Here is a 20835-nt window from a genome sequence, read left to right as displayed (position 1 = left end):
CGCTTCAGTGGCCGGACCACCGCTTCAGTGGCCGGACCACCGCTTCGGTGGCTGAACCGGCTCTAGAAATAGCCCTCCCGTTTCTTCAACTCCATCGACCCTTCCTGGTCGTGATCGATGATGCGGGTGGAACGTTCCGAGATGCGCTCGACCATCATTTCCTCGATGATCTCTTCGACGGAAGTCGCCGAGGACTTGACGGCGCCGGTGCAGGGCGAGCAGCCCAGCGTGCGGAACCGGCAGACCATGGAGCGGGGGGTCTCGCCGGGCAGCAGGCGGGCCTGTCCTTCCAGGGGGATCAGTTGCTCCCCCCGGACCACGACCTCGCGCTCCCGGGCGAAATAAAGGGGTACGACCGGGATGCTCTCCCGGTGGATGTACATCCAGATGTCCAGTTCGGTCCAGTTGGAGAGGGGGAAGACCCGGATGGATTCCTCCTGGCCGACGCGGCAGTTGTACAGGTTCCACAGTTCGGGCCGCTGGTTCTTCGGATCCCACTGGCCGAACCGGTCCCGGAATGAGAAGAACCGTTCCTTGGCCCGCGATTTCTCCTCCTCGCGCCTGGCGCCGCCCAGCGCGGCGTCGAAGCGCCCTTCCCTGAGCCCGTCGAGCAGGGCCTGCGTCTTAAGCAGGCCGCAGCAGCGCTGCGTGCCCAGGTCGTAGGGATTGGCGCCTGCGGCGATGGCTTCCTCGTTGCGGTGGACGATCAGGTCCGCCTCGTATTCCTCGGCCATGCGCCTCCGGAAGTCGTACATCTCCTCGAACTTGTACCCGGTGTCGACGTGCATGAGCGGGAAGGGCAGTTTCTGCGGATAGAAGGCCTTGCGCGCGAGGTGCAGCATGACCGAGGAGTCCTTGCCGACCGAATACAGCATGACGGGCCGCTCGAATTCCGCGGCGACCTCGCGCATGACGTGGATGCTCTCGGCTTCAAGCTGCATCAGGTGTGAGATGGAATATCGTGGCATTGGTGATTCTACAGAAAGGGGGCGATGTGTTCCATGACCATCTTCTCGGATTCCGCGGCCGTCAGCCGCGAGGTGTCGATACGCAATTCCGGCGTTTCCGGTGCTTCGTAGGGATCGTCCAGTCCGGTAAACCCGCTGATCTCTCCCCGCCTCGACCTGGCGTACAGTCCCTTTACGTCCCGGGCCTCGCACACAGCCAGGGGCGTGGACAGGTGCACTTCAATGAACCGCCCGCAGCGTTGCCGTACTTCCTCCCGGGCCTCCCGGTAAGGCGAAATGAGCGACACGATTGTACAGATGCCGTTTCGCTCGAGAACCGACGCCAGGAAACCCACGCGGGCTATGTGGGCCATGCGTCCGGGTCTGTCAAACCCCGTGTCGGGGAAAACGGCCCGGATTTCATCTCCATCCAGCCTTTCCGCCTTGATCCCGCTCTCCTGCAGACTTCGGTGGACCCGGTCCGCGATCGTGCTCTTTCCCGATCCGGACAGCCCGGTGAACCACAGGACAAAGGGTTTCTTCGCTTCGCGCGGCCTTTCCCCCATGCCTCATCTCCTGCATTGCCGGTCCGCCAGGCCGGCGGGCCGTCGATCAATCTGGGCCGACGATCAACCTGGCCGTCGGGCCGCCGGTCAACCCGGCGCATTCCGTTTACGGCGCATACCATATAACGATGCCGCGAACGAATTGCAACAGATATATGAAATGGGCCGCAAGGGTTTATTTCGCGGGCTGTCCAACCATGAAATGCCTTGACGGAAATACCGGATGTTCCGAGTTTCTTCTGTGTTCGACGTCCGTACGGTTAGGCGCATAACAAGGATCGCCGCCACCGCCCGCCAGGAGGTTTTCTTGCGATCAGCCATGGCCATGCTCGTGTTCGTATTCGTGTCCGCGGCGCTGGTATCGAGTTGCGCTTCGGCGCCGAAGCCGCAGCGTCCGTCCCTTGATACCCCGGTTCCCCTTCAGTGGACCGCCGCGCCGTCGGAAGGCGGCACGATCGATGAGCGCTGGTGGTCGGATTTCAGCGACGCCCGGCTGGACGGGATCATCGACGAAGCCCTCACCCGCAACTTCGAACTCAAGTCGGTCACCGGCCGCATGCAGGCCGCGCGGGCCCAGGCACGCATCGTGGGCGCCCCCCTGCTGCCCCAGGTCAGCCTGGATTTCAACCGTACCAGGACACGCCGGAACTTCATCGGATTCCCGATTCCCGGCGGGAACGGCGGTGTGCTGAAGACGACGTCGACGAACTACGGCGTGTCGACGAATATAAACTGGGAGATCGATCTGTGGGGCCGGCTGAGCGATGACAAGGCGGCCGCGCTGGCGGATCTGCAGGGTTCGCAGGCAGACCTCTATGGCGTCCGGTCTTCCGTGGCCGGCCAGACCGCCAAGGCGTGGTTCGCCGCCATTGAAGCCCGCCGCCAACTCGATCTGGCCCGGGCGACAAGAGACAATTTCAGCGTGGTGAACGAGCGGATCGAGAACCGGTACGCGCGCGGACTCAGACCCGCCCTCGACCTTCGCCTTTCGCTCGCCAACGTGGCCGCTGCCGAGGCCGTCGTCCTCCAGCGTATGCAGGCCTTCGACGGCGTCGTCCGGCAGCTCGAGATCCTGCTCGGCAGGTATCCTTCGGCCGAACTCGCCATCGCTTCAGAGCTACCCCCCGTACCCTCGACCGTGCCGGCCGGACTGCCCGCCGATCTCATCGCGCGCCGGCCGGACCTGATGCTGGCCGAGCGGCAGCTCGCCGCGGCCGGCGCCCGTATCGGCGTAGCGAAGAAGGCGCGGTACCCGGCCATCCGCTTGACCGGTTCGGGCGGGACGTCCACCGCCGCGCTGACCGACCTCCTCGATGGCGATTTCATCGTCTGGAGCCTCGTGTCCAGCCTGCTGCAGCCCCTGTTCCAGGGCGGGCGGCTCAGTGCGGGGGTGGACCTGGCCGAGGCCAACAGGGACCAGGTCCTGGCGAACTTCGCGGATCGGGCCCTGCGCGCCTACGGGGAGGTGGAAACCGCCCTGGCGGCGGACGGGCTTCTCCGGCGGCGCGAAGCCGCGCTCCTGGAAGCGACGACGCAGGCGGCGGCCGCCCGTGAACTGGCGGAATCGCGTTACCACGGCGGACTGAGCGACGTGATCACCATGCTGGACGCCCAGCGGCGGGCCTTCGATTCCGAGGGACAGTACCTGGCCGTGCGGCGTCAACGGCTGGACGCCCGGGTAGACCTCTACCTGGCGCTGGGCGGCGGATTCGAACGAATGGCAACGGAGACCGCCGATATAAAAGAAATAGGTGATTTACAGGAGTAGAGGATGAACAAGTGGCTTAGAATATCCCTTCCGCTGGCCATTGTCGCGGGATCGGTGCTGATCATGGTCTTCCTGGTCCGCAGCCGGCCCGTGGTGGAAAGCAGGATGCCGGACGTCCCGCCTCCGCTGGTTCGCACGGCCGTCGCGACGCTGGACACGGTCCGGCTCACGGTACGGTCCCAGGGTGCGGTGATGCCCAGGACCGAGAGCGCGCTTTCGGCCGAGACGGACGGTCAGATCGTCTTCGTATCTCCTTCCTTCGTTCCCGGCGGGTTCTTCGAAAGAGACGAGTTGCTGGTGCGCCTCGACCCGCGCGACGCGGAACTGGCGGTCACGCGTGCCGCCGCGGATACGGCCCGGTTCGCCACCGCGCTGCAGATCGAGCAGGAGGAAGCCCGCCTCGCCGAGGACGAATGGCGCCGGCTGGGATCGGGCGCACCCATGCCGCTTGTCCTGAGAGAACCTCAACTGGCCCAGGCCCGGGCCAACCTGGAAGCGTCCGTCGCGGCGCTTCAGCAGGCGAAGCTCAACCTGGAACGAACGGAGATCCGCGCGCCGTACGCCGGCAGGGTGAGGAAGAAAAACGTGGACGTGGGCCAGTTCCTCCGGCGGGGCGAGGCGTTGGCGACCATCTACGCCATCAACTACGCCGAGATACGACTGCCCATACCCGATGAAGAACTGGCATTCTTCGATACGCCCATGCAGTTCCGCGGCGAGACGGCCCGCGTCGCGGGGCCCCCGGTCGTGATCAGCGCCGAATTCGCCGGCCGCCGGCACCGGTGGGACGGCACGGTGGTCCGCATGGAGGGTGAGATCGACCCCATGAGCCGGATGGTCTACGCGGTAGCCAGGGTCCAGAATCCTTACGGCCGGGGCGCGAATCCCGACCGGCCACCCCTGGGCATCGGCATGTTCATCGAGGCCGAGATCCTGGGCAAGCGCTATCCCGATGTGGCGGTATTGCCCCGGACGGCCATGCATGGCGAAAACCGGATCGCCATCATCGATGACGAAAACCGGCTTCGGTTCCGGCGTGTCGAGATCCTCCGGATAGCGTCGGACCAGGTATACGTCCATAGCGGAATCGAGGCCGGCGAACGCGTCTGCCTGTCCGCCCTCGAAACCCAGGTGGACGGCATGGAAGTGCGCGTACTCGAATCGAGTTCGTCCGGAACCGTCGTACAGGAAGAGGAAGGCACGGGCAGATGAACTACGTACTGGCCTGGTTCGCACGGAACAACGTGGCGGCCAACCTGCTCATGATGACGATCATCGTGGGCGGACTGCTGATGATATCCCGGTTAAAGGTCGAGATCTTTCCCGAGTTCGAGACCGACATTGTCATCATCACAGTCCCCTACCTGGGCGCGGCGCCGGCCGAAGTGGAAGAAGCGGTATGCGTCCGGGTGGAAGAAGCCATTCAGGACCTGGACGGCATCAAGAAACTCAGTTCCACCGCTTCAGAGGGGGTCGGCAGGATCCAGGTCGAGGTGGACCCCGACGCCGACGCCCGCACGCTGCTCCATGACCTGAAGTCCCGCGTGGACGCCATCGACACCTTCCCGGAGGAAACGGAGAAACCGGTGATCCAGGAGATCATCTTCCGGCGCCAGGTCATCGACGTCGCCGTGGCCGGGCGGCTGGACGAGCCGTCCATGAAGCGCCTGGCCGAAGAGATCCGGGAAGACCTGCTGTCCCAGCCGGAGATCAGCCATGTAAACCTGGCGAGCGTCCGTCCGTACGAGATATCCATCGAGGTTTCCGAAGCCGCGCTCCGCCGCTACGGGCTGACGTTCTCCGAGGTCGTCGGCGCCGTGCGGAATTCCTCGCTCGACCTGCCCGGCGGCTCGGTGAAGACCCCCGGCGGCGAGATCCTGCTCCGATCGAAGGGACAGGCCCTGGTCGGAGCCGAATTCGACCGGATCGTGCTGCGGTCCCGCTCCGACGGCACGCGGCTTCTCCTCAGCCACGTGGCCCGGGTCGTCGACGGATTCGCGGAAACGGACGTCTTCTCCCGGTTCGACGGAAAACCGGCCGCCCTGGTGAAGGTCTTCCGCGTGGGCAACGAGAACATCCTCGACGTCTCCGGCGCCGTGCACCGGTACGTGGCCGCCAGGCAGGCAGAGCTGCCGGACGGCGTCGAGCTGATCACCTGGCAGGACCAGTCCCGGCTCCTCGAAAGCCGGCTCGACCTGATGATCAGAAACGGCCAACTGGGTTTCCTGCTTGTATTCCTCTGCCTGGCCCTGTTCCTGCGCATCCGGCTGGCGTTCTGGGTCGCCCTGGGTATCGTCATCTGCTTTCTCGGCACTTTCTGGATGATGCCGCTGGTGGGCGCTTCCATCAACATGCTCTCGCTTTTCGCCTTCATCATGGTGCTCGGCATCGTGGTGGACGACGCCATCATCGCCGGGGAGAACATCTACGCGCACCAGGAAAGGGGGGTGGAGCCCGCGACGGCCGCGCGGATGGGCGTCCAGGGGATCGCCAAGCCCATTACCTTCGCGGTCCTGACGACCATCGTCGCCTTTATGCCCATGTTCTTCGTGGAGGGGCTCATGGGGAAATTCTTCGAGATCTTCCCCATCGTGATCATCCTCATGCTGCTCTTCTCCCTGATCGAGTCCCTGCTCATTCTGCCCACCCACCTGCGCCACGGACAGCCGAAGAAGAAGGAAAATCCGCTGCCCCGTACGTTCCTGCTGGTCAGGCCTTTCTACCTCGTGCTCTTCTACGCCGACAAGTGGCTGTACGAACTGCAGGACAACGTTGCCCGGCATCTCCGGCGATTCGTGGACGGCGTCTACGTTCCCCTGTTGAAGAAGGCACTCTCCTGGCGGTACCTCACCCTGTCCATTGGCGTCGGCGCGATCATCCTCACCACCGGGCTCGTGGCCGGCGGCATCCTCCGCTTCGTGTTTTTTCCGACCGTGGAGAACGAATTCGTCTCGGCGCACCTTACCCTGGCCGAGGGTACGCCCGCCGAGGTCACCGACCGGTATATCGGGCTGATCGAGGAAAGCGCCGTACTGCTGCAGAGACAGGTCGGCGACGAAATCGCCCGTGACGACCCCGGGAGCGATACCGAGGTCATACGGAACATCATGGCGGCCATCGGCGAACAGCCGAACGCCGCCCGGGCGCAGCAGAACGCGGGAGGCATAGTCGGGTCCGCCCGGTCCTCCCACATCGGTGAGGTCGTACTGGGCCTGTCCCCGTCGGAAACCCGGAACATCAGCGGCGAGGAAATCGTTAACCGCTGGCGGGATCTCATCGGTCCGATTCCCGATGTGGTGGAACTCTCGTTCACCTCCTCCCTGTTCAATGCGGGCGAGGCGATCAACATCGAACTGTCCAGTCCCGATCCCGAAGCGCTGCTGCAGGCTACCGCCGAGTTGAAAGGCACGGTGGCGAATTATGACGGCGTCATGGACGTGGCGGACGATTTCAGGCCGGGCAAACAGGAGATCAGGCTGAACGTAACGCCCGAAGGAGAGGCCCTCGGCATCACCATGGCGGGGCTGTCCCGTCAGGTCCGGCAAGCCTTCTTCGGTGAAGAAGCCCAGCGGATCCAGCGGGGCCGTGACGACGTCCGCGTGATGGTGCGTTATCCCGAATCGGAAAGGCGGTCCCTGGGCGACATGGAAAACATGCGCATTCGGACGCCGACCGGCATCGAAGTGCCCTTCTCACTCGCGGCGCAGGCGGAGATGGGACGGGGTTATTCCAGCATACGGCGGACGGACCGGAAGCGCGTCATCACGGTCACCGCCGACGTGAACGACGCCGTCGCCAGTTCCAATGACATTCTCAGCGACCTCACGTCATCGTACCTGCCGTCCCTGATGGCCAGGTACCCGGGCCTGACCTACACCCTGGAGGGACAACAGCGCAACCAGCAGGAGTCCATCGAAAGCCTGAGCTTCGGATTCCTGGTCGCCCTGCTCGTGATCTACGGACTGCTGGCCATCCCCTTCAAGTCCTACGTCCAGCCCATGATCATCATGAGCGTCATCCCCTTCGGCATCGTGGGGGCGGTCCTGGGCCATCTGATCATGGGATTCGCGATTTCGCTGCTCTCCCTCTTCGGTATCGTCGCGCTGTCCGGCGTCGTTGTGAACAACAGCCTGGTACTGGTGGACTTCATCAACCGCGGACGCGACCGTGCGGGACCCGACGCGGACCTGCACGAGATCATCAGGAACGCGGGGGTCGCCCGGTTCCGGCCCGTGCTGCTGACCTCGATCACGACCTTCGCCGGGCTGGTTCCGATCCTGATGGAACGAAGCCTCCAGGCGCAGTTCCTCATCCCCATGGCCATATCCCTCGGATTCGGCGTGCTATTCGCGACCGCCATCACGCTGATCCTGGTGCCCATCTGCTACTACATCCTCGAAGACGGGCTCGCCTTCCTGTCCAGTGTCCGGAACCGGCTGAGCGGACAGGTCCTGGAACCGGGCGAAGCGGCCGAATCGCCGGCTTCCTGACCGCCTGGCCTCATCGCCTGGTCCACCTCGCCCGGACCCTACAAACTCCTTGCCCGTACCCGCGCATTTGCCCATCTTTCCAACAGGTGCGGCAACGCCGGAAGGACCCGGAACCGGGCACTTGCGGCGCATGGAATCCGTGACGGGTCAACGAACAGGGGAACGCCTTGCCCTTCCACGCCGATCTGCATCTCCACTCCCACTACTCGAGAGCGACCAGCAAGAACCTGAACCTGGAGCACCTGTACAAGTGGGCCCAGCTGAAGGGCATCCGGGTGGTGGGCACCGGGGATTTCGTTCACCCGGGCTGGATGGATGAGTTGGAGGAGAAACTGCAACCGGCCGAGGAGGGCCTGTTCCGGCTGAAGCCCGAGGTCGAGAGGACGATGGACGGCCAGGTGCCGGCCGCCTGCCGGGCGCCGGTTCGTTTCATGCTGACGGTCGAGATATCGAACATCTACAAACGGCTCGGCCGCGTGCGGAAGGTGCATAACATCATCCTGGCGCCCGGATTCGAGGCCGCCAAGTCCCTGCAGGCCCACCTCGGCGCCATCGGCAATATCCGATCGGACGGACGTCCCATCCTGGGACTGGACTCCCGGGACCTGCTGGAGATCACCCTCGAGACCGACCCGATGGCCTGCCTCATCCCCGCCCACGTCTGGACGCCCTGGTTCTCGGCCCTGGGATCAAGGGGAGGATTCGACCGGATATCTGACTGTTACGGCGACCTTACCGAGCACATCTTCGCCGTCGAAACCGGCCTGTCGTCCGATCCGCTCATGAACTGGCGGCTGGAGCAGCTCGACCCCTACGTGCTCGTATCGAACTCCGACGCCCATTCGCCCGGAAAGCTGGGCCGGGAAACCACCCTGTTCGATACATCCTGCGACTATCCCGCGATCTACAGCGCCCTGTCCGATCCTGAAGACGAGGGACTGACCGGGACGGTGGAGTTCTATCCAGAAGAGGGCAAGTACCACTATGACGGGCACAGGAAGTGCGAGAGAAGGATGCACCCGAGGGAAACGATCGACGGGAAGGGCCTGTGTCCGGATTGCGGCAAGCCCGTGACCGTGGGGGTTATGGCCCGCGTGGAAGCGCTTGCGGACCGTGAGGAGGGGAAGAAGCCCCCCCGCGCGCGCCATTTCTTCAGCGTGATCCCCCTGCCCGAGATCATCGGCGAGGCGAAACAGGTGGGACCCGGTACCAAGACGGTGGATACGGTTTACCAGGCCATGGTCTCGCGACTGGGCAGCGAACTCGACATCCTCCTGGACATACCGGAAGACGACATCGCACAGGTAGGCGGCACCCTGATCGCCGAGGGCATTCGCCGCATGCGCGTCGGCGAGGTGGATATCCTTCCGGGGTATGACGGAGACTACGGAGTGATCAAGTTGTTCAACCCGGAGGACCGGCTCGGAGACGACACGCAGATCGCCCTGCTGGAAGATCTTCCCGTGAAGGAGAAGAAGCCGGTTCGAGCGGATCCCGTGCCGGACGATACGCCGGCAGTGGGGGAGGACGAAACGCCGGAGGTGGATGAGGCGTCCCCGGCAATCACCAACGGGAAGGCCGACGTCGCGGTTCCGGTGCCGGCTGTACCGGAGACGACGGCGTTCGCGATGCCGGTAGAGACGACCCCCGACGTGGCGGACCTGGAAGCGCCTGAAGCTCCGGAAGACGCGACCTCGATGAGCGGACCGCTCAATGAAGATCAGTTGAAGGCCGTAACGCACCGCGAGGGACACCTGCTTATCGTGGCGGGGCCCGGCACCGGAAAGACTCACACGCTGACCCACCGCATGGCGTACCTGGCGCGTCACGAAACCACGCCCGGCCGCATGCTGGCCGTGACCTTCACCAACAAGGCCGCCGGGGAGCTGAAGGCACGACTGGCCACACTGCTCAATGGGCAGGCCGGGGTAATGAAGACTCGACAGGGCGCAGTACTCGACGGGCAGGAAGGGATACTGAAGGCTCAACAGGGAGCACAACTCGACGGGCAGGACGGCACGGCCGCCATGGTCGGCACTTTCCACGGGATCTGCCTCGCCCTGATGCGCCAGTGGTCCCGCCATGCGAGCATTCCCTTCAGCCTGAGCGTAGCGACGCCCGATGACCAGGAGCGGCTGGCCCGCGCGCAGTGGCCGCTGGACAACGCCGTGCAGCTGAGGAGGCGGCTGGAGGAGGTCGCCCGATGGAAGGCGTCGGGCCGAAGCGGTGAAATACCGGAAGCGGTGTCGGCGTACACCCGGCTCCTGCGTCGGCATGGGCTCCTTGATTTCGACGACGTCATCCTGGAGACCACCAAGCTCCTGAGGTCGGACGAGCGGTTCAGGCAAAATGTGCACGAGCGGTTCCACTATGTTTTCGTGGACGAGTACCAGGACATCAACCCGGCCCAGCACGACCTGCTGAAGATCCTGGTGGAAGGCGGCGCGCGGATGACCGCCATCGGCGATCCCAACCAGGCGATCTATGGTTTTCGCGGAGCGGACACCCGTTACTTCCACTCCTTCGAGGAAGATTTCCCCGGAGCGGCGGTACGGTACCTCGGCGAGAACTACCGATCCGCGGCTACCTTGCTCGACGCCTCGTCCCAGGTCATGCGCGCTTCCGGCGCTTCCACGGCGCCGCCGCCGGTTGCCGCGCTCTACGTCCAGGGACGCCTGGTCATCCGGGAGACCCGGTCGGACCGGGCCGAAGCCGAATACGTCGTGCACCAGATCGAACGCATGGTGGGCGGCACCAGCCATTTCTCCCAGGATTCGGGGCGTCTGGAACACGGGCCGGACCCGGGCGAGGAACGATCCTTCGGCGACATCGCCGTACTGTACCGGGTGAACAGTCAGAATACCGCCCTGGTGGAAGCCTTTGAACGCAGCGGAATACCGTACCACGTAGCAGGGGATACGTCCCTCATCAACCGGCCGGGCGTGCAGGAGATCGTTACCCTGCTTCAGCTGGGCGACGGACGGACCGTCACCACAGGCTCGGCGCTGCGGTGCCTGTCTTCAACGATCGACGGGCTGGGGGACCGGACCGTGGAACTCATCGAGGAACTCTGGAAAAAGCGCAACCAGATCACGATCGACCACGTGAGAGAACTGATGGATCATCCCCGCCTGCTCATGAAGCGATCCAGGAACGGCGTGGAAGCCCTGTTGAGTGACCTGAAGACGATCAATACCGACCTTGAAAAACGGACGGCGGCCCACATATTGGAGAACCTGGCGCGCTCTTCCATCTGGGACAAGCTGAAGTGGCGTTATCCCAGGGCGGATGACAGCCTGCGCGAGCTCGCCCGGTACGCCCGAATCGAAACGGAACTGCCGGTCATGCTCGACAAGCTGCTGCTCAGCCAGGAATACGACGCTTTCGGCGAAGCGTCGGAGCATGTGAACCTCATGACCCTGCACGCGGCCAAGGGACTCGAATTCCCGGTCGTCTTCGTCGTGGGGTGCGAAGACGGCTTGGTGCCCCTGCAACACGGCGGCGAGGTGTCGGACGCGGACGAGGAGCGCCGCCTGTTCTACGTGGCCATGACCCGTGCGAAAGAACGGCTTTACCTGGTTCGGTCCGGGAAGCGCATGCTCTTCGGGGAGGTGCGTACCACCCGGCCGTCACCCTTCCTGACCGATATAGAAGAACAGTTGAAGCAGTACGACCGTCCGGACGGTCCGCGAAAATCGGATCCGGGCAGGCGGAAAAAGGCGAAATCCAAACCGACGAACCAGTTGAGCCTGTTCGGCTAGAACGGTCCCCCGTGCAATCCGGACGGGCCCGTTCATCGTGAAAGGAGATCCCCATGTTCTATGCGAAGCGTGTCCTGCCGATCGCGCTCATCGCGGCACTGTTCGCCTTTACCATGTACACCGTGGCCCGGCCCGGCGGCGAACCCGCGCCGCGATCCGGCGAGGCCACGCAGACCGAGCAGACCAGCGAAATCGCGCTGGCGACCTTTGCCGGTGGCTGTTTCTGGTGCATGGAGCCGCCCTATGACGAACTGGATGGCGTCATTTCGACCATCGCGGGTTATATCGGCGGAACAACGCCAAATCCCACTTACGGGCAGGTAACCACCGGCCGTACGGGACACACTGAAGCCATGGAGGTCCGTTACGACCCGTCGAAGATCTCCTACCAGGAACTGCTGGACGTCTTCTGGGTGAACATCGATCCCACGGTGGACGACCGGCAGTTCTGCGACAAGGGCAACCAGTACCGCGCCGGGATCTTCTATCACGACGCCGAACAGAAAGCGCTGGCCGAAGCATCCAGGCAGAAGATCATCGATTCCGGCCGGTTCGACCGCGTGGTGACCGAGGTCACCCCGGCGTCGACGTTTTACCGGGCCGAAGAATACCACCAGGATTACTACATCAAGAACCCGTTGCGGTACAAGTTTTACCGGTACAACTGCGGCCGGGACCGCCGCCTGGAGGAACTGTGGGGCGACTGACGGGATCTTCCGCAACGCACCCGGTGACGGGACAAACGCACCCGGTGACGGGACAAACACACCGATAACCAAATGGAGACTTTGCATGGCTGATCTGGAGAATCTGGTCAAGACCACACTGAGTGAAATGAGGGAGATGACCAGGGCGCAGTCCGTCGTCGGCGATCCCGTGGAGGTCGGGGAGACGACGGTCGTCCCCCTGGTCCGGCTCGGTTACGGCTTCGGCGGCGGCGGAATGTCGGGAAAGGAAGAGGAACGGGGCGGCAGCGGCGGCGGCGGCGGCGTACAACCTGTGGCCGTGCTGGTCGTCCGGGACGGGGAAGTCCGGCTGGAGCGCATGGCGGGCCAGTCCGGATTCTCCTCGGCCACGAACTCGATGGCGGATCTCGTGAAGTCGGTGCTGGACCGGTGGTTGAAACACCGATCGGAAAAGAAAGCTGAACCTTGATTCCGATCTTCGAACCCTATCTGCTCATACCGGTCATCCTCCTGCTCTCGGTGGTGATGCTACTGGCGGTTCCCGTGACGATCACCTTCTCGGTCGTTCGCCGGGAGGACTTCTCGGGCAGGATCACGTTCGGGTGGCTGTTCGGCCTTCTCCGCGTCACCCCTTCCCTATCGACCGGCGCCCGTCGAAAGCGTAAGCGCAGGCGGAGGTCCCGCGCGGCGGCTGAATCGGCCGAATCAGGTAGAGCGGACGAACCAGGCGGACCGGAGGCCCCGTCCGCGCGCACCTCGACCGACGGAAAGGCCGATGGAAAACGTGCTCCGTGGGAACGCTTGCGCCGGGTACTGAAGACGAGGGGATTCGTCCGGGGCGTGCTGATATTCCTGCGTGATATGGCCAGGTGCGTGCGTTTCGTGTCCCTGCACGTCGCGGGCCGTTTCGGGCTGGACAATCCCTGTGACACGGGCCGCCTCTGGGGCACTTTCTGCGCCCTTACCGGATTTCTCCACGGCGCCGAGCGCGTGCGGCTGCGGGTCGAACCCGATTTCGACGAGGCGGTATTCGAGCTGGATGGCCGGGGCGAGATCCGAGTCATCCCCGTCACCCTGTTCCTTCCCTTCATCCGGTTCGTCCTTGCGCCCGCCACGCTGCGCGCGGCCTGGTCGGCGGCCTGGCGGACCGGGCGGACCAGGCGGACCGGGCGGACCAGGCGGACCAGGCGGACCAGGCGATCCAGGTAACGCCGGGCCATCCAACGATCAAAGTCAGGAGCATGCATGTCATCGTCTCTACGCAGCGCCCGCTGGTTCGGACCCAGAGACAAAGTGGGGTTCATCCATCGAAGCTGGATGAAGAACCAGGGGCTTCCGGATCACGTCTTCGACGGCCGGCCCGTCATCGGCATCTGCAACACCTGGTCGGAACTGACGCCGTGCAACGCCCATTTCCGGACCATCGCGGAGCGGGTACGCCGGGGCGTCTACGAAGCGGGCGGGTTCCCGGTGGAGTTTCCCGTCATGTCCCTGGGCGAGCCCCTCATGCGGCCCACCACCATGCTCTTCCGCAACCTGGTGAGCATGGACGTCGAAGAAACCATCCGGGCCAATCCCCTCGACGGAGTAATCCTGCTCGTCGGTTGCGACAAGACCACCCCGGCCCTGCTCATGGGCGCGGCGAGCTGCGACCTGCCCACCCTGGCCATCTCGGGCGGGCCCATGCTCAACGGCCGGTTCAGGGGACGGAATATCGGGTCCGGCACGGACGTCTACAAGTTCAGCGACGAGGTGCGCGCCGGGACGATGAGCGAGGAGGAGTTCCTGGAAGCGGAATCCTGCATGAACCGGTCCACGGGCCACTGCATGACCATGGGCACGGCCTCCACCATGGCCAGCGTCGTGGAAGCGCTGGGCCTGGGCATGCCCGGCAACGCCGCCATCCCCGCGGCCGATGCCCGGCGGATGAAGCTGGCCCACGAAGCGGGCGCGCGCGTGGTGGAGATGGTCCGGGAGGACCTGCGCATGTCCCGCATCGTCACGCGCGAGGCCCTGGAGAACGCCATCCGGGTCGTCGGAGCCGTCGGGGGTTCCACCAACTCGGTCGTGCACCTGCTGGCCATCGCGGGCCGCCTCGGCGTAGATCTCTCCCTGCAGGACTGGGACAAGCTGGGCTGCGACGTCCCGTGCATCGTGAACCTGATGCCCTCGGGCAAATACCTGATGGAAGATTTCTACTACGCCGGCGGCTTGCCGGCCGTCATCCGCGAACTGGGCGACTTGATCCATCGCGACGCCCTGACCGTGAACGGCAGGACCATCGGGGAGAACACGGCCGATGCGCCCTGTCACGACCGGGACGTGATCCGGACGCTGGATGCTCCGTTGACTAAGGCCGGGGGACTCGCCGTGCTCCGGGGCAACCTGTGTCCCGACGGCGCCATCATCAAGCCCTCGGCGGCGTCGCCCGGACTGATGCGGCACCGCGGCCGCGCCATGGTGTTCGAAAACATCGAAGACCTCCACGACCGCATCGACGATCCGGACCTGGACGTGGAGGCCGATGACGTCCTGGTGCTGAAGAACTGCGGGCCGAAGGGATATCCGGGCATGGCCGAGGTGGGGAACATGCCCCTGCCGTCGAAATTGCTGCAGCGGGGCGTCACGGACATGGTCCGTATATCCGACGCGCGCATGAGCGGCACGGCCTTCGGCACCGTCGTGCTCCACACGGCGCCGGAAGCCGCCGCGGGCGGCACGCTGGCCCTCGTTAAGGACGGCGACATGATCGCGCTGGACGTCGGGCAACGCCGCCTCGAACTCGAAGTGCCCGAAGATGAGCTGGCCCGGAGGCGGGCCCGCTGGTCGCCGCCGGAACCCGCGATGGACCGGGGATACTGCCGGTTGTACGTGGACCACGTGCTCCAGGCCGACCGCGGCGTGGACTTCGATTTCCTGGTCGGCGGAAGCGGCGCGCCGGTGGCCAGGGACTCACACTAGCGCTTGCGGGAGGCGGATGTGCTCAAGGTGCCGGACGAGGCCCCTTCATCCTTCGCGGAGAACGGTTTCCTCCTCGTCGAATCCGTATTCACGACCGAAGAGATGGCGGCCTGCAAGACCGCGGCGAAGGAACTGGTGGAAAACACCTCGGGGCCGTCGGGCGTTCACGTGTGGATGTGCGACAACATCCCGGCCCGGTTCGCGTCGGTATCCTGCGACCCCCGGATGGCCGCTATCCTGCAACCGCTGATCGGGCCGCGCATCGAGTTCCTCAGCGCGAAGCCCGTGTTCAAGTCCCCATCGGTCCACTTCGCCTCACCCTGGCACCAGGACCAGGCGTACTGGGGCGGCGCGACCAAGTGGTCTGCATGGATCGCGCTCGAAGACGCGACCACGGAAAACGGCTGCCTGCGGGTCATACCCGGCTCCCACCGCCGGAAGCGGGACCATGCATCCGTGCGGGACGCCAGGGGGTTCACCAACCGCGTCTCGGACGATGAGCTCGAGGGCGAAACGATCATCGACGTGGAAATGAAACAGGGGGACGTGCTGGTCTTCCACGACGGGCTGCTGCACAGTTCCCATCCGAACCGGTCCGGCCGGGAGCGCTGGTCCTTCATCCCCACCTACCGGAACGCGGATGTGCCCGATACATCCACGGTCTGGAACACTTCGAAACCCATGGACGCGCCTGGCCGGCGCAGTCCGATCCAACCCAAGGAGTCGAAATGAAAATCGCCCTGCAGGAAGGTCTGCTCCCCGGCGTCACACTCGACGAGAAACTGGATTTCGCCGAATCATTGAACGTCGAAGGCCTCGAGATCTCCGGAAGGGGTCCGGCCCGGCGGATCGACGAACTGGAGTCCGCGCTGCGGAACCGCGCCATCCGGCTGGTCTCGCTCTGCGGCCAGGGCACCTTCGACTTCCTGGACCCGGACGTCGACAAGCGAAACCACAGCATTGCCGAGGCGAAGGAGAACCTGCAGGTTTGCGGGCATTTCGGCGCCGTCGGTCTCATCCTTCCGCCCATATTCGGGCCGCCGCGCCTCCCGGACCTCACGCCGCTGGCCGACGCCGTCACCCTGGAAATGCAACTGCTGACGGAGATCGTTCGGGACCTGGCCGCATTCGCCGCGGAGCAGCAGACGAAGGTGTTGCTGGAACCGTTGAACCGTTACGAGGAGCACCTGCTGAGGCAACAGGAGCGGGGCATCGAGATCATCCGGCGAGCCGGCGATCCGCCGTCGGCCAGCCTGCTGTGCGACTTTTTCCACATGCACATCGAGGAGACGGACACGCCGGCCACGCTCAGACGCATCGGACGCCGTTACGTGGGCCACGTGCACATGGCCGATAACACCCGCCAGGAACCGGGCTCCGGGGACATCGACTGGAAGGCGGGGCTGTCCGCCCTCAGGGACATCGGTTTCGACGGATACCTGGCCTATGAATGCGGTATTACCGGGGACAGCGAGCCGGAGAGAAGGGAGACCCTGGCGAGGTCCGTCAGGTTCATCCAGGACCTCATCAAGGAAGGATGATGTCCCGGTTCTCGTAGCGCAGGCGCATCAGGAATTCGGGGCCCAGAGTCTTCCAAATGCGCGTCACCGAGGATCGGGCCTCGAGATGGAGGGGATCCAGGGTGATCACTTCCATGTAGGCGTCGTGGGCCTCCTCCAGCCTGTCCAGCTTCTCCAGGGTCCGGCCCAGGTCGAAATAGCTTTCCACCGCCCACAAACGGTCTTTGTCCCTGGTAATCGCCTCCCTGAATTCGGCCACCGCCGCTTCGTACTGGCCGGCGGCGTCATAGAGACGGGCAGCCATCAGCCAGCAGGGCACGTAGTCCACGTCCCTGATCCGGGCCATATGCACGTACCGGATCGCCTCCTTGACGTCTCCCCGCTCAAGAAGAAGGCGGCTCATCCCCACGTAGGCCGGCGCGAAGCCGTCATCGAGCCGCATCGTCCTGCGCAATGCCGCTTCCGCCTCGTCATGGGCGCCCGATTCCAGCAGGCTCAGCGCCTTCGCGTATTCGGCCTCGGGCGTATTAAGCGAACCGGAATACTGCATGGTCTTCGCGCCGCACCCGGTGCACACCAGGGCGGCGATGACCAGTCCGAGGCCGGCCAGGCCGCTCAGGCCGCTCAGGCCGGCCAGGCCGACCGCCGTTCTTCGCACGGGTAACTCCCTCACAAGAAAACGCCCTGTGGACAAGAACGCCACAGGGCAGCCAGGCGGGAAACGGGGCTCGAACCCGCGACCCTCAGCTTGGGAAGCTGATGCTCTGCCAACTGAGCTATTCCCGCGGGATGGGCAGGACCGGAGACGGCCGTTGCACAAGGTATTCTAACTCGGCGGCCGGCGCCGTGTCAAGCGAAATCCGGCCGGCGTTACGCCCGTCCCGCGACAATGCAGTTCGCACGCGATGGACAGGCCGATGACGACTGTGCCGACAACGACCATATCCGTTTTCAAGATGATGGGCCCGGGGTATGTCCCTAACTAAAACATATGTTGATTTTTATTTCAATCAACATTGACAATATAAAAAAGTCCGTGAAACAACCATACTGCCAGGCGAGGCGCGGCCGGGCTACGTTTCGAGCGATTCCTCTTCATCGAACCGTTCCAGCGCAAGCTGGATCAGGCGGTCGATCAGGTCGGCGTAGGAGACGCCGGCGACTTCCCACAGCTTGGGGAACATGCTGATCCGGGTGAACCCGGGAATGGTATTGAGCTCGTTGACCAAGACTTCGCCGTCTTCCTTCAGAAAGAAGTCCACCCGGGACATGCCCTCGCAGGCCAGGGCCCTGTGGGTCTCCACGGCGGTCGCACGGATCTTCTCAGTCAGGTCCGGCGGCAATTTGGCCGGAATCTCCAGTTCGGCGCCGTGCTCGTCGATGTACTTCGCCTCGTAAGAATAGAACTCATGGGTGGGCCGTACCTCGCCCAGGCCGGAGGCGCAGGGCTGGGCATTCCCCAGCACGGCGCATTCGATCTCGCGGCCGCTTACGCACTCTTCCACCAGGATCTTCCGGTCGTACCGGAACGCCTCCCGTACGCCCGCTTCGAATTCACGGGCATCGCGGGCCTTGGTGATGCCGACGGAGGAACCCAGGTTGGCGGGCTTGATGAAACAAGGCATGCCCAGCCGGCCCCGCACTTCATCGAAGGAGATCCCATCTCGTTCGGAGGATACGAAGGTCATGAACTCGGCGATGGCGATGCCCGCATCCCGCAACAGGCGCTTCATCACGTCCTTGTCCATGGACACCGCCGAACCCAGGACGCCCGAACCGACAAAGGGCAGATTGGCCAGCTTGAGCAGGCCCTGTACCGTGCCGTCCTCGCCGAAGGGGCCGTGAAGCACGGGAAATATGACGTCGATGTCTCCTGCCGGACGGTGCGTCGTCGTGGTCGTCACCGGGTCGCTGGGCGCCCCGGGTGCAAGGGTCACCGTCTCGCTCAGGCGGTTCAGGGCGATCTGCTTCGGATCGTGGGCGTTGAGCAGGAATCCCGCCGAATCGCCCAGGTGCCACTGGCCAGTTCGGTCGATGCCGATCAGCACGACCTCGTACCGGTCCCGGTCGATGGCGTCGACGATATTCCGGGCCGATTGCAAAGAGACCTGGTGTTCCGCCGACCGGCCCCCGCACAGGATGCCCACCCTGATCTTCTTCATGCCGTCTTCACTTTCTGCATGGCCTACATGAGATATTCGCAGACGCTGTCGGCCAGGGCCAGTCCTCTCCGGGTCAGGCAGAGCCGCGATCCGCGTTTAGCAAGCAACCCCTCGCCGGCCAGGGCATGGATGGCCGGATCCCGTTCGTCCATTGCGTCGTCCCCGTAGCGGTCTCGAAAGAGCCGGGTGTCCAGGCCATCCACGGATCTCAGGCTCAGCAGGATATACTCGTGTATACGTTCGTCCACCGAAAGCGTTTCATCCATGTCGGTGGCTTCTCCCCGTGCATCCATGGCATGCAGGTAGTCGGCGAGACCGCGCGCATTGGCGAGTCTCCGTCCGTCCATGCGCGAGTGGGCCGACGGCCCCAGCCCCAGATATTCGTCGCCCTTCCAGCAGGATTCGTTGTGCCTGCATGCAAATCCTGGTTTCGCCAGGTTGGAGATCTCATACTGCCGGAAACCGGCGTCGGAAAGCCGGTCCAAGGCCTGGAAGTACAGGGCCGTGTGCCGCCCTTCGTCCGGCAGGTCCAGCGCGCCCTGTTCCGCCAGCCGGGCGTATTCCGTCCCCGGCTCGATCGTCAGGCCATAGACCGACAAGTGCTCGGGATCCAGGGTAACCGCCCGTTCCAGCGTATCCGCCCAGTCCGCCGCCGACTGGCCGGGCACGCCGAACATGAGATCGAGATTGACGTTCCGGAAACCGGCTTCCCTGGCGGACGCGAACGCCTTTTCGGCACAGTCCGCTGTGTGGCGACGCCCCAGTTTCATCAGGATGTCGCGGGAGAAGGATTGGACACCGATAGAGATCCGGTCGACACCGAGTCCGCGTAGCCGTTTCAGCTTGGGGATGCTGACCGTTTCCGGATTCGCTTCCACCGTGATCTCGGCATGGGGAGCGACCCGAAATCGATCATGGATCGTCCGGAAGACGCGGTCCAGCTGTCGATCCGTGAGGCAGGTGGGCGTGCCGCCCCCCAGGAAGACGGTCTCGAAGACGCCGTCGGCCCAGGGCGATTCGCGGCCGCGCCGCTCCGCCTCGGTGTCCAGGGCGGCCAGCAACTCGTCCACCCGGCCGCCTTTGAGCAATTCAAAGGAGAAATCGCAGTATGGACAGGCGTGGCTGCAGAAGGGAATATGAACGTAGAGGCCGGCCAATGGGTTTGCGCCCCGATCTGCTGTGATTGCGTCCCGATCTACTGAGTCGCGCCCCGATCTACATGACAATCCTGCCGATGCGGTTCCAGCGGACCCGCCACGGAACATGCACGATGTTGTACCCCAGTACGTAGACCAGCGAGGCGACGCTCTCCAGGGGCCTGGACGACTGCCACACCAGTTCTGGGTCCTCGCGGTGGCGTTCCCAGGACCAGTAGATGATGAAGGCGTTGCCCACCACGTCCTCCCGGTCCACGAATCCCCAGTACCTGCTGTCGGAACTGTAGTCCCGGTTGTCGCCCATGACGAACAGGGCGTCCGCCGGGACGATCTTGGGACCCCAGTTGTCTCGCGTGCTTCGGGTCGCCGCCCTGACCGACGGGTCATCGAACTTGACCTGCGGAGGATTCTCCACCATCACGTCGTCCACGTATACGCGCTTGTCCCGGATTTCCACCTTCTGGCCGGAGACGGCGATGCATCTTTTGATGAACATCTGTGCCGGGTTGCGGGGATAAGGAAACACCAGGATATCACCGGGTTCGGGATCGCGCCAGGCGGGCATGCGTATATCGGTGAACGGAATGCCGGGACCGTAGATGAACTTGTTGACCAGCAGGAAGTCCCCCACCTGGAGGGTGGCCTCCATGGACTCCGACGGTATGCGAAACGCCTGGACGACCTCCGCCCGTATGAAGAGGAAGAGCAGTACGGTGAACAGCAGGATTTCCACGTACTCTCTGAGCAGCGACTTGTTTCTTGCCAAGGGTTCGAATCCTCCAGGAACCGTGTCATCCGCCGGGACCGCCATCCGCCG

17 protein-coding genes and 1 tRNA gene are annotated in these 20835 nt (G+C 64.2%); 11 read left to right on the top strand and 7 right to left on the bottom strand.

Annotated features, from left to right (window positions below; translation table 11 throughout):
• Positions 1-62: 62 nt before the first annotated feature.
• Positions 63-968, bottom strand: a complete 906-nt coding sequence (gene cysD, locus F4X08_15930; GenBank protein ID MYD27288.1) for a sulfate adenylyltransferase subunit CysD — start codon at positions 966-968, stop codon at positions 63-65.
• An 8-nt stretch (positions 969-976) separates the two neighbouring features.
• Positions 977-1513: an adenylyl-sulfate kinase gene (gene cysC, locus F4X08_15925; protein ID MYD27287.1), complete on the bottom strand. Its 537-nt coding sequence runs from the start codon at positions 1511-1513 to the stop codon at positions 977-979.
• 223 nt (positions 1514-1736) lie between these two features.
• Between cysC and F4X08_15920 the strand changes: the two genes are divergently transcribed.
• The 11 genes from F4X08_15920 to F4X08_15870 all read left to right on the top strand — a co-directional run bounded on the left by F4X08_15920 (position 1737) and on the right by F4X08_15870 (position 16720).
• A complete protein-coding gene (locus tag F4X08_15920) occupies positions 1737-3281 on the top strand; it encodes a TolC family protein (GenBank protein MYD27286.1) in 1545 nt (514 codons plus the stop codon).
• Between the two features lie 3 nt (positions 3282-3284).
• A complete protein-coding gene (locus F4X08_15915) occupies positions 3285-4493 on the top strand; it encodes an efflux RND transporter periplasmic adaptor subunit (GenBank protein MYD27285.1) in 1209 nt (402 codons plus the stop codon).
• On the top strand, positions 4490-7771 hold the full coding sequence (locus tag F4X08_15910) for an efflux RND transporter permease subunit (protein ID MYD27284.1): 3282 nt from the start codon (positions 4490-4492) through the stop codon (positions 7769-7771). The genes F4X08_15915 and F4X08_15910 overlap by 4 nt, the downstream gene beginning before the upstream one ends.
• A 167-nt stretch (positions 7772-7938) precedes the next feature.
• On the top strand, positions 7939-11532 hold the full coding sequence (locus tag F4X08_15905) for an AAA family ATPase (protein ID MYD27283.1): 3594 nt from the start codon (positions 7939-7941) through the stop codon (positions 11530-11532).
• A 113-nt stretch (positions 11533-11645) separates the two neighbouring features.
• A complete protein-coding gene (gene msrA / locus F4X08_15900) occupies positions 11646-12239 on the top strand; it encodes a peptide-methionine (S)-S-oxide reductase MsrA (GenBank protein ID MYD27282.1) in 594 nt (197 codons plus the stop codon).
• An 85-nt stretch (positions 12240-12324) separates the two neighbouring features.
• On the top strand, positions 12325-12687 hold the full coding sequence (locus F4X08_15895) for a hypothetical protein (protein ID MYD27281.1): 363 nt from the start codon (positions 12325-12327) through the stop codon (positions 12685-12687).
• Positions 12684-13427: a DUF2953 domain-containing protein gene (locus F4X08_15890; GenBank protein ID MYD27280.1), complete on the top strand. Its 744-nt coding sequence runs from the start codon at positions 12684-12686 to the stop codon at positions 13425-13427. The genes F4X08_15895 and F4X08_15890 overlap by 4 nt, the downstream gene beginning before the upstream one ends.
• On the top strand, positions 13321-13539 hold the full coding sequence (locus F4X08_15885; protein MYD27279.1) for a hypothetical protein: 219 nt from the start codon (positions 13321-13323) through the stop codon (positions 13537-13539). Before F4X08_15890 ends, F4X08_15885 begins: the two co-directional genes overlap by 107 nt.
• Positions 13464-15179, top strand: coding sequence for a dihydroxy-acid dehydratase (locus F4X08_15880; protein MYD27278.1), 1716 nt, complete (start codon positions 13464-13466; stop codon positions 15177-15179). The genes F4X08_15885 and F4X08_15880 overlap by 76 nt, the downstream gene beginning before the upstream one ends.
• 3 nt (positions 15180-15182) lie before the next feature.
• The gene (locus F4X08_15875) at positions 15183-15911 is read left to right on the top strand and encodes a phytanoyl-CoA dioxygenase family protein (protein MYD27277.1); all 729 of its coding nucleotides are present in this window, start codon (positions 15183-15185) and stop codon (positions 15909-15911) included.
• Positions 15908-16720, top strand: coding sequence for a sugar phosphate isomerase/epimerase (locus tag F4X08_15870; GenBank protein MYD27276.1), 813 nt, complete (start codon positions 15908-15910; stop codon positions 16718-16720). The genes F4X08_15875 and F4X08_15870 overlap by 4 nt, the downstream gene beginning before the upstream one ends.
• Here F4X08_15870 and F4X08_15865 read toward each other — a convergent pair.
• The 5 genes from F4X08_15865 to lepB form a co-directional block, all read right to left on the bottom strand.
• On the bottom strand, positions 16707-17357 hold the full coding sequence (locus tag F4X08_15865; protein MYD27275.1) for a tetratricopeptide repeat protein: 651 nt from the start codon (positions 17355-17357) through the stop codon (positions 16707-16709). The genes F4X08_15870 and F4X08_15865 overlap by 14 nt on opposite strands.
• Before the next feature lie 55 nt (positions 17358-17412).
• Positions 17413-17485, bottom strand: a tRNA-Gly gene (locus F4X08_15860).
• A 287-nt stretch (positions 17486-17772) separates the two neighbouring features.
• A complete protein-coding gene (gene ddlA / locus F4X08_15855) occupies positions 17773-18861 on the bottom strand; it encodes a D-alanine--D-alanine ligase (GenBank protein MYD27274.1) in 1089 nt (362 codons plus the stop codon).
• Between the two features lie 23 nt (positions 18862-18884).
• Complete coding sequence (hemW, locus tag F4X08_15850; GenBank protein MYD27273.1) at positions 18885-20126, bottom strand: radical SAM family heme chaperone HemW; 1242 nt, start codon at positions 20124-20126, stop codon at positions 18885-18887.
• Positions 20077-20829: a signal peptidase I gene (lepB, locus tag F4X08_15845; protein MYD27272.1), complete on the bottom strand. Its 753-nt coding sequence runs from the start codon at positions 20827-20829 to the stop codon at positions 20077-20079. Before lepB ends, hemW begins: the two co-directional genes overlap by 50 nt.
• Positions 20830-20835 lie beyond the last annotated feature (6 nt).

The organism is Gemmatimonadota bacterium (genome assembly GCA_009841265.1).
In the GTDB taxonomy this organism is placed as follows: domain Bacteria; phylum JAAXHH01; class JAAXHH01; order JAAXHH01; family JAAXHH01; genus JAAXHH01.
Note: the sequence above shows the minus strand (reverse complement) of the source record. Positions and strands in the feature narration are given on the sequence as shown.

What these genes read in the sequence shown, in the direction of transcription:
- F4X08_15895 (MYD27281.1), top strand. Translation starts at nt 12,325, where the DNA reads ATGGCTGATCTGGAGAATCTGGTCAAGACCACACTGAGTGAAATGAGG.
- msrA (MYD27282.1), top strand. Translation starts at nt 11,646, where the DNA reads ATGTACACCGTGGCCCGGCCCGGCGGCGAACCCGCGCCGCGATCCGGC.
- F4X08_15910 (MYD27284.1), top strand. Translation starts at nt 4,490, where the DNA reads ATGAACTACGTACTGGCCTGGTTCGCACGGAACAACGTGGCGGCCAAC.
- ddlA (MYD27274.1), bottom strand. Translation starts at nt 18,861, where the DNA reads ATGAAGAAGATCAGGGTGGGCATCCTGTGCGGGGGCCGGTCGGCGGAA.
- hemW (MYD27273.1), bottom strand. Translation starts at nt 20,126, where the DNA reads ATGTTCCGTGGCGGGTCCGCTGGAACCGCATCGGCAGGATTGTCATGT.
- F4X08_15920 (MYD27286.1), top strand. Translation starts at nt 1,737, where the DNA reads ATGTTCCGAGTTTCTTCTGTGTTCGACGTCCGTACGGTTAGGCGCATA.
- cysC (MYD27287.1), bottom strand. Translation starts at nt 1,513, where the DNA reads ATGGGGGAAAGGCCGCGCGAAGCGAAGAAACCCTTTGTCCTGTGGTTC.
- F4X08_15915 (MYD27285.1), top strand. Translation starts at nt 3,285, where the DNA reads ATGAACAAGTGGCTTAGAATATCCCTTCCGCTGGCCATTGTCGCGGGA.
- lepB (MYD27272.1), bottom strand. Translation starts at nt 20,829, where the DNA reads ATGGCGGTCCCGGCGGATGACACGGTTCCTGGAGGATTCGAACCCTTG.
- cysD (MYD27288.1), bottom strand. Translation starts at nt 968, where the DNA reads ATGCCACGATATTCCATCTCACACCTGATGCAGCTTGAAGCCGAGAGC.
- F4X08_15880 (MYD27278.1), top strand. Translation starts at nt 13,464, where the DNA reads ATGTCATCGTCTCTACGCAGCGCCCGCTGGTTCGGACCCAGAGACAAA.
- F4X08_15870 (MYD27276.1), top strand. Translation starts at nt 15,908, where the DNA reads ATGAAAATCGCCCTGCAGGAAGGTCTGCTCCCCGGCGTCACACTCGAC.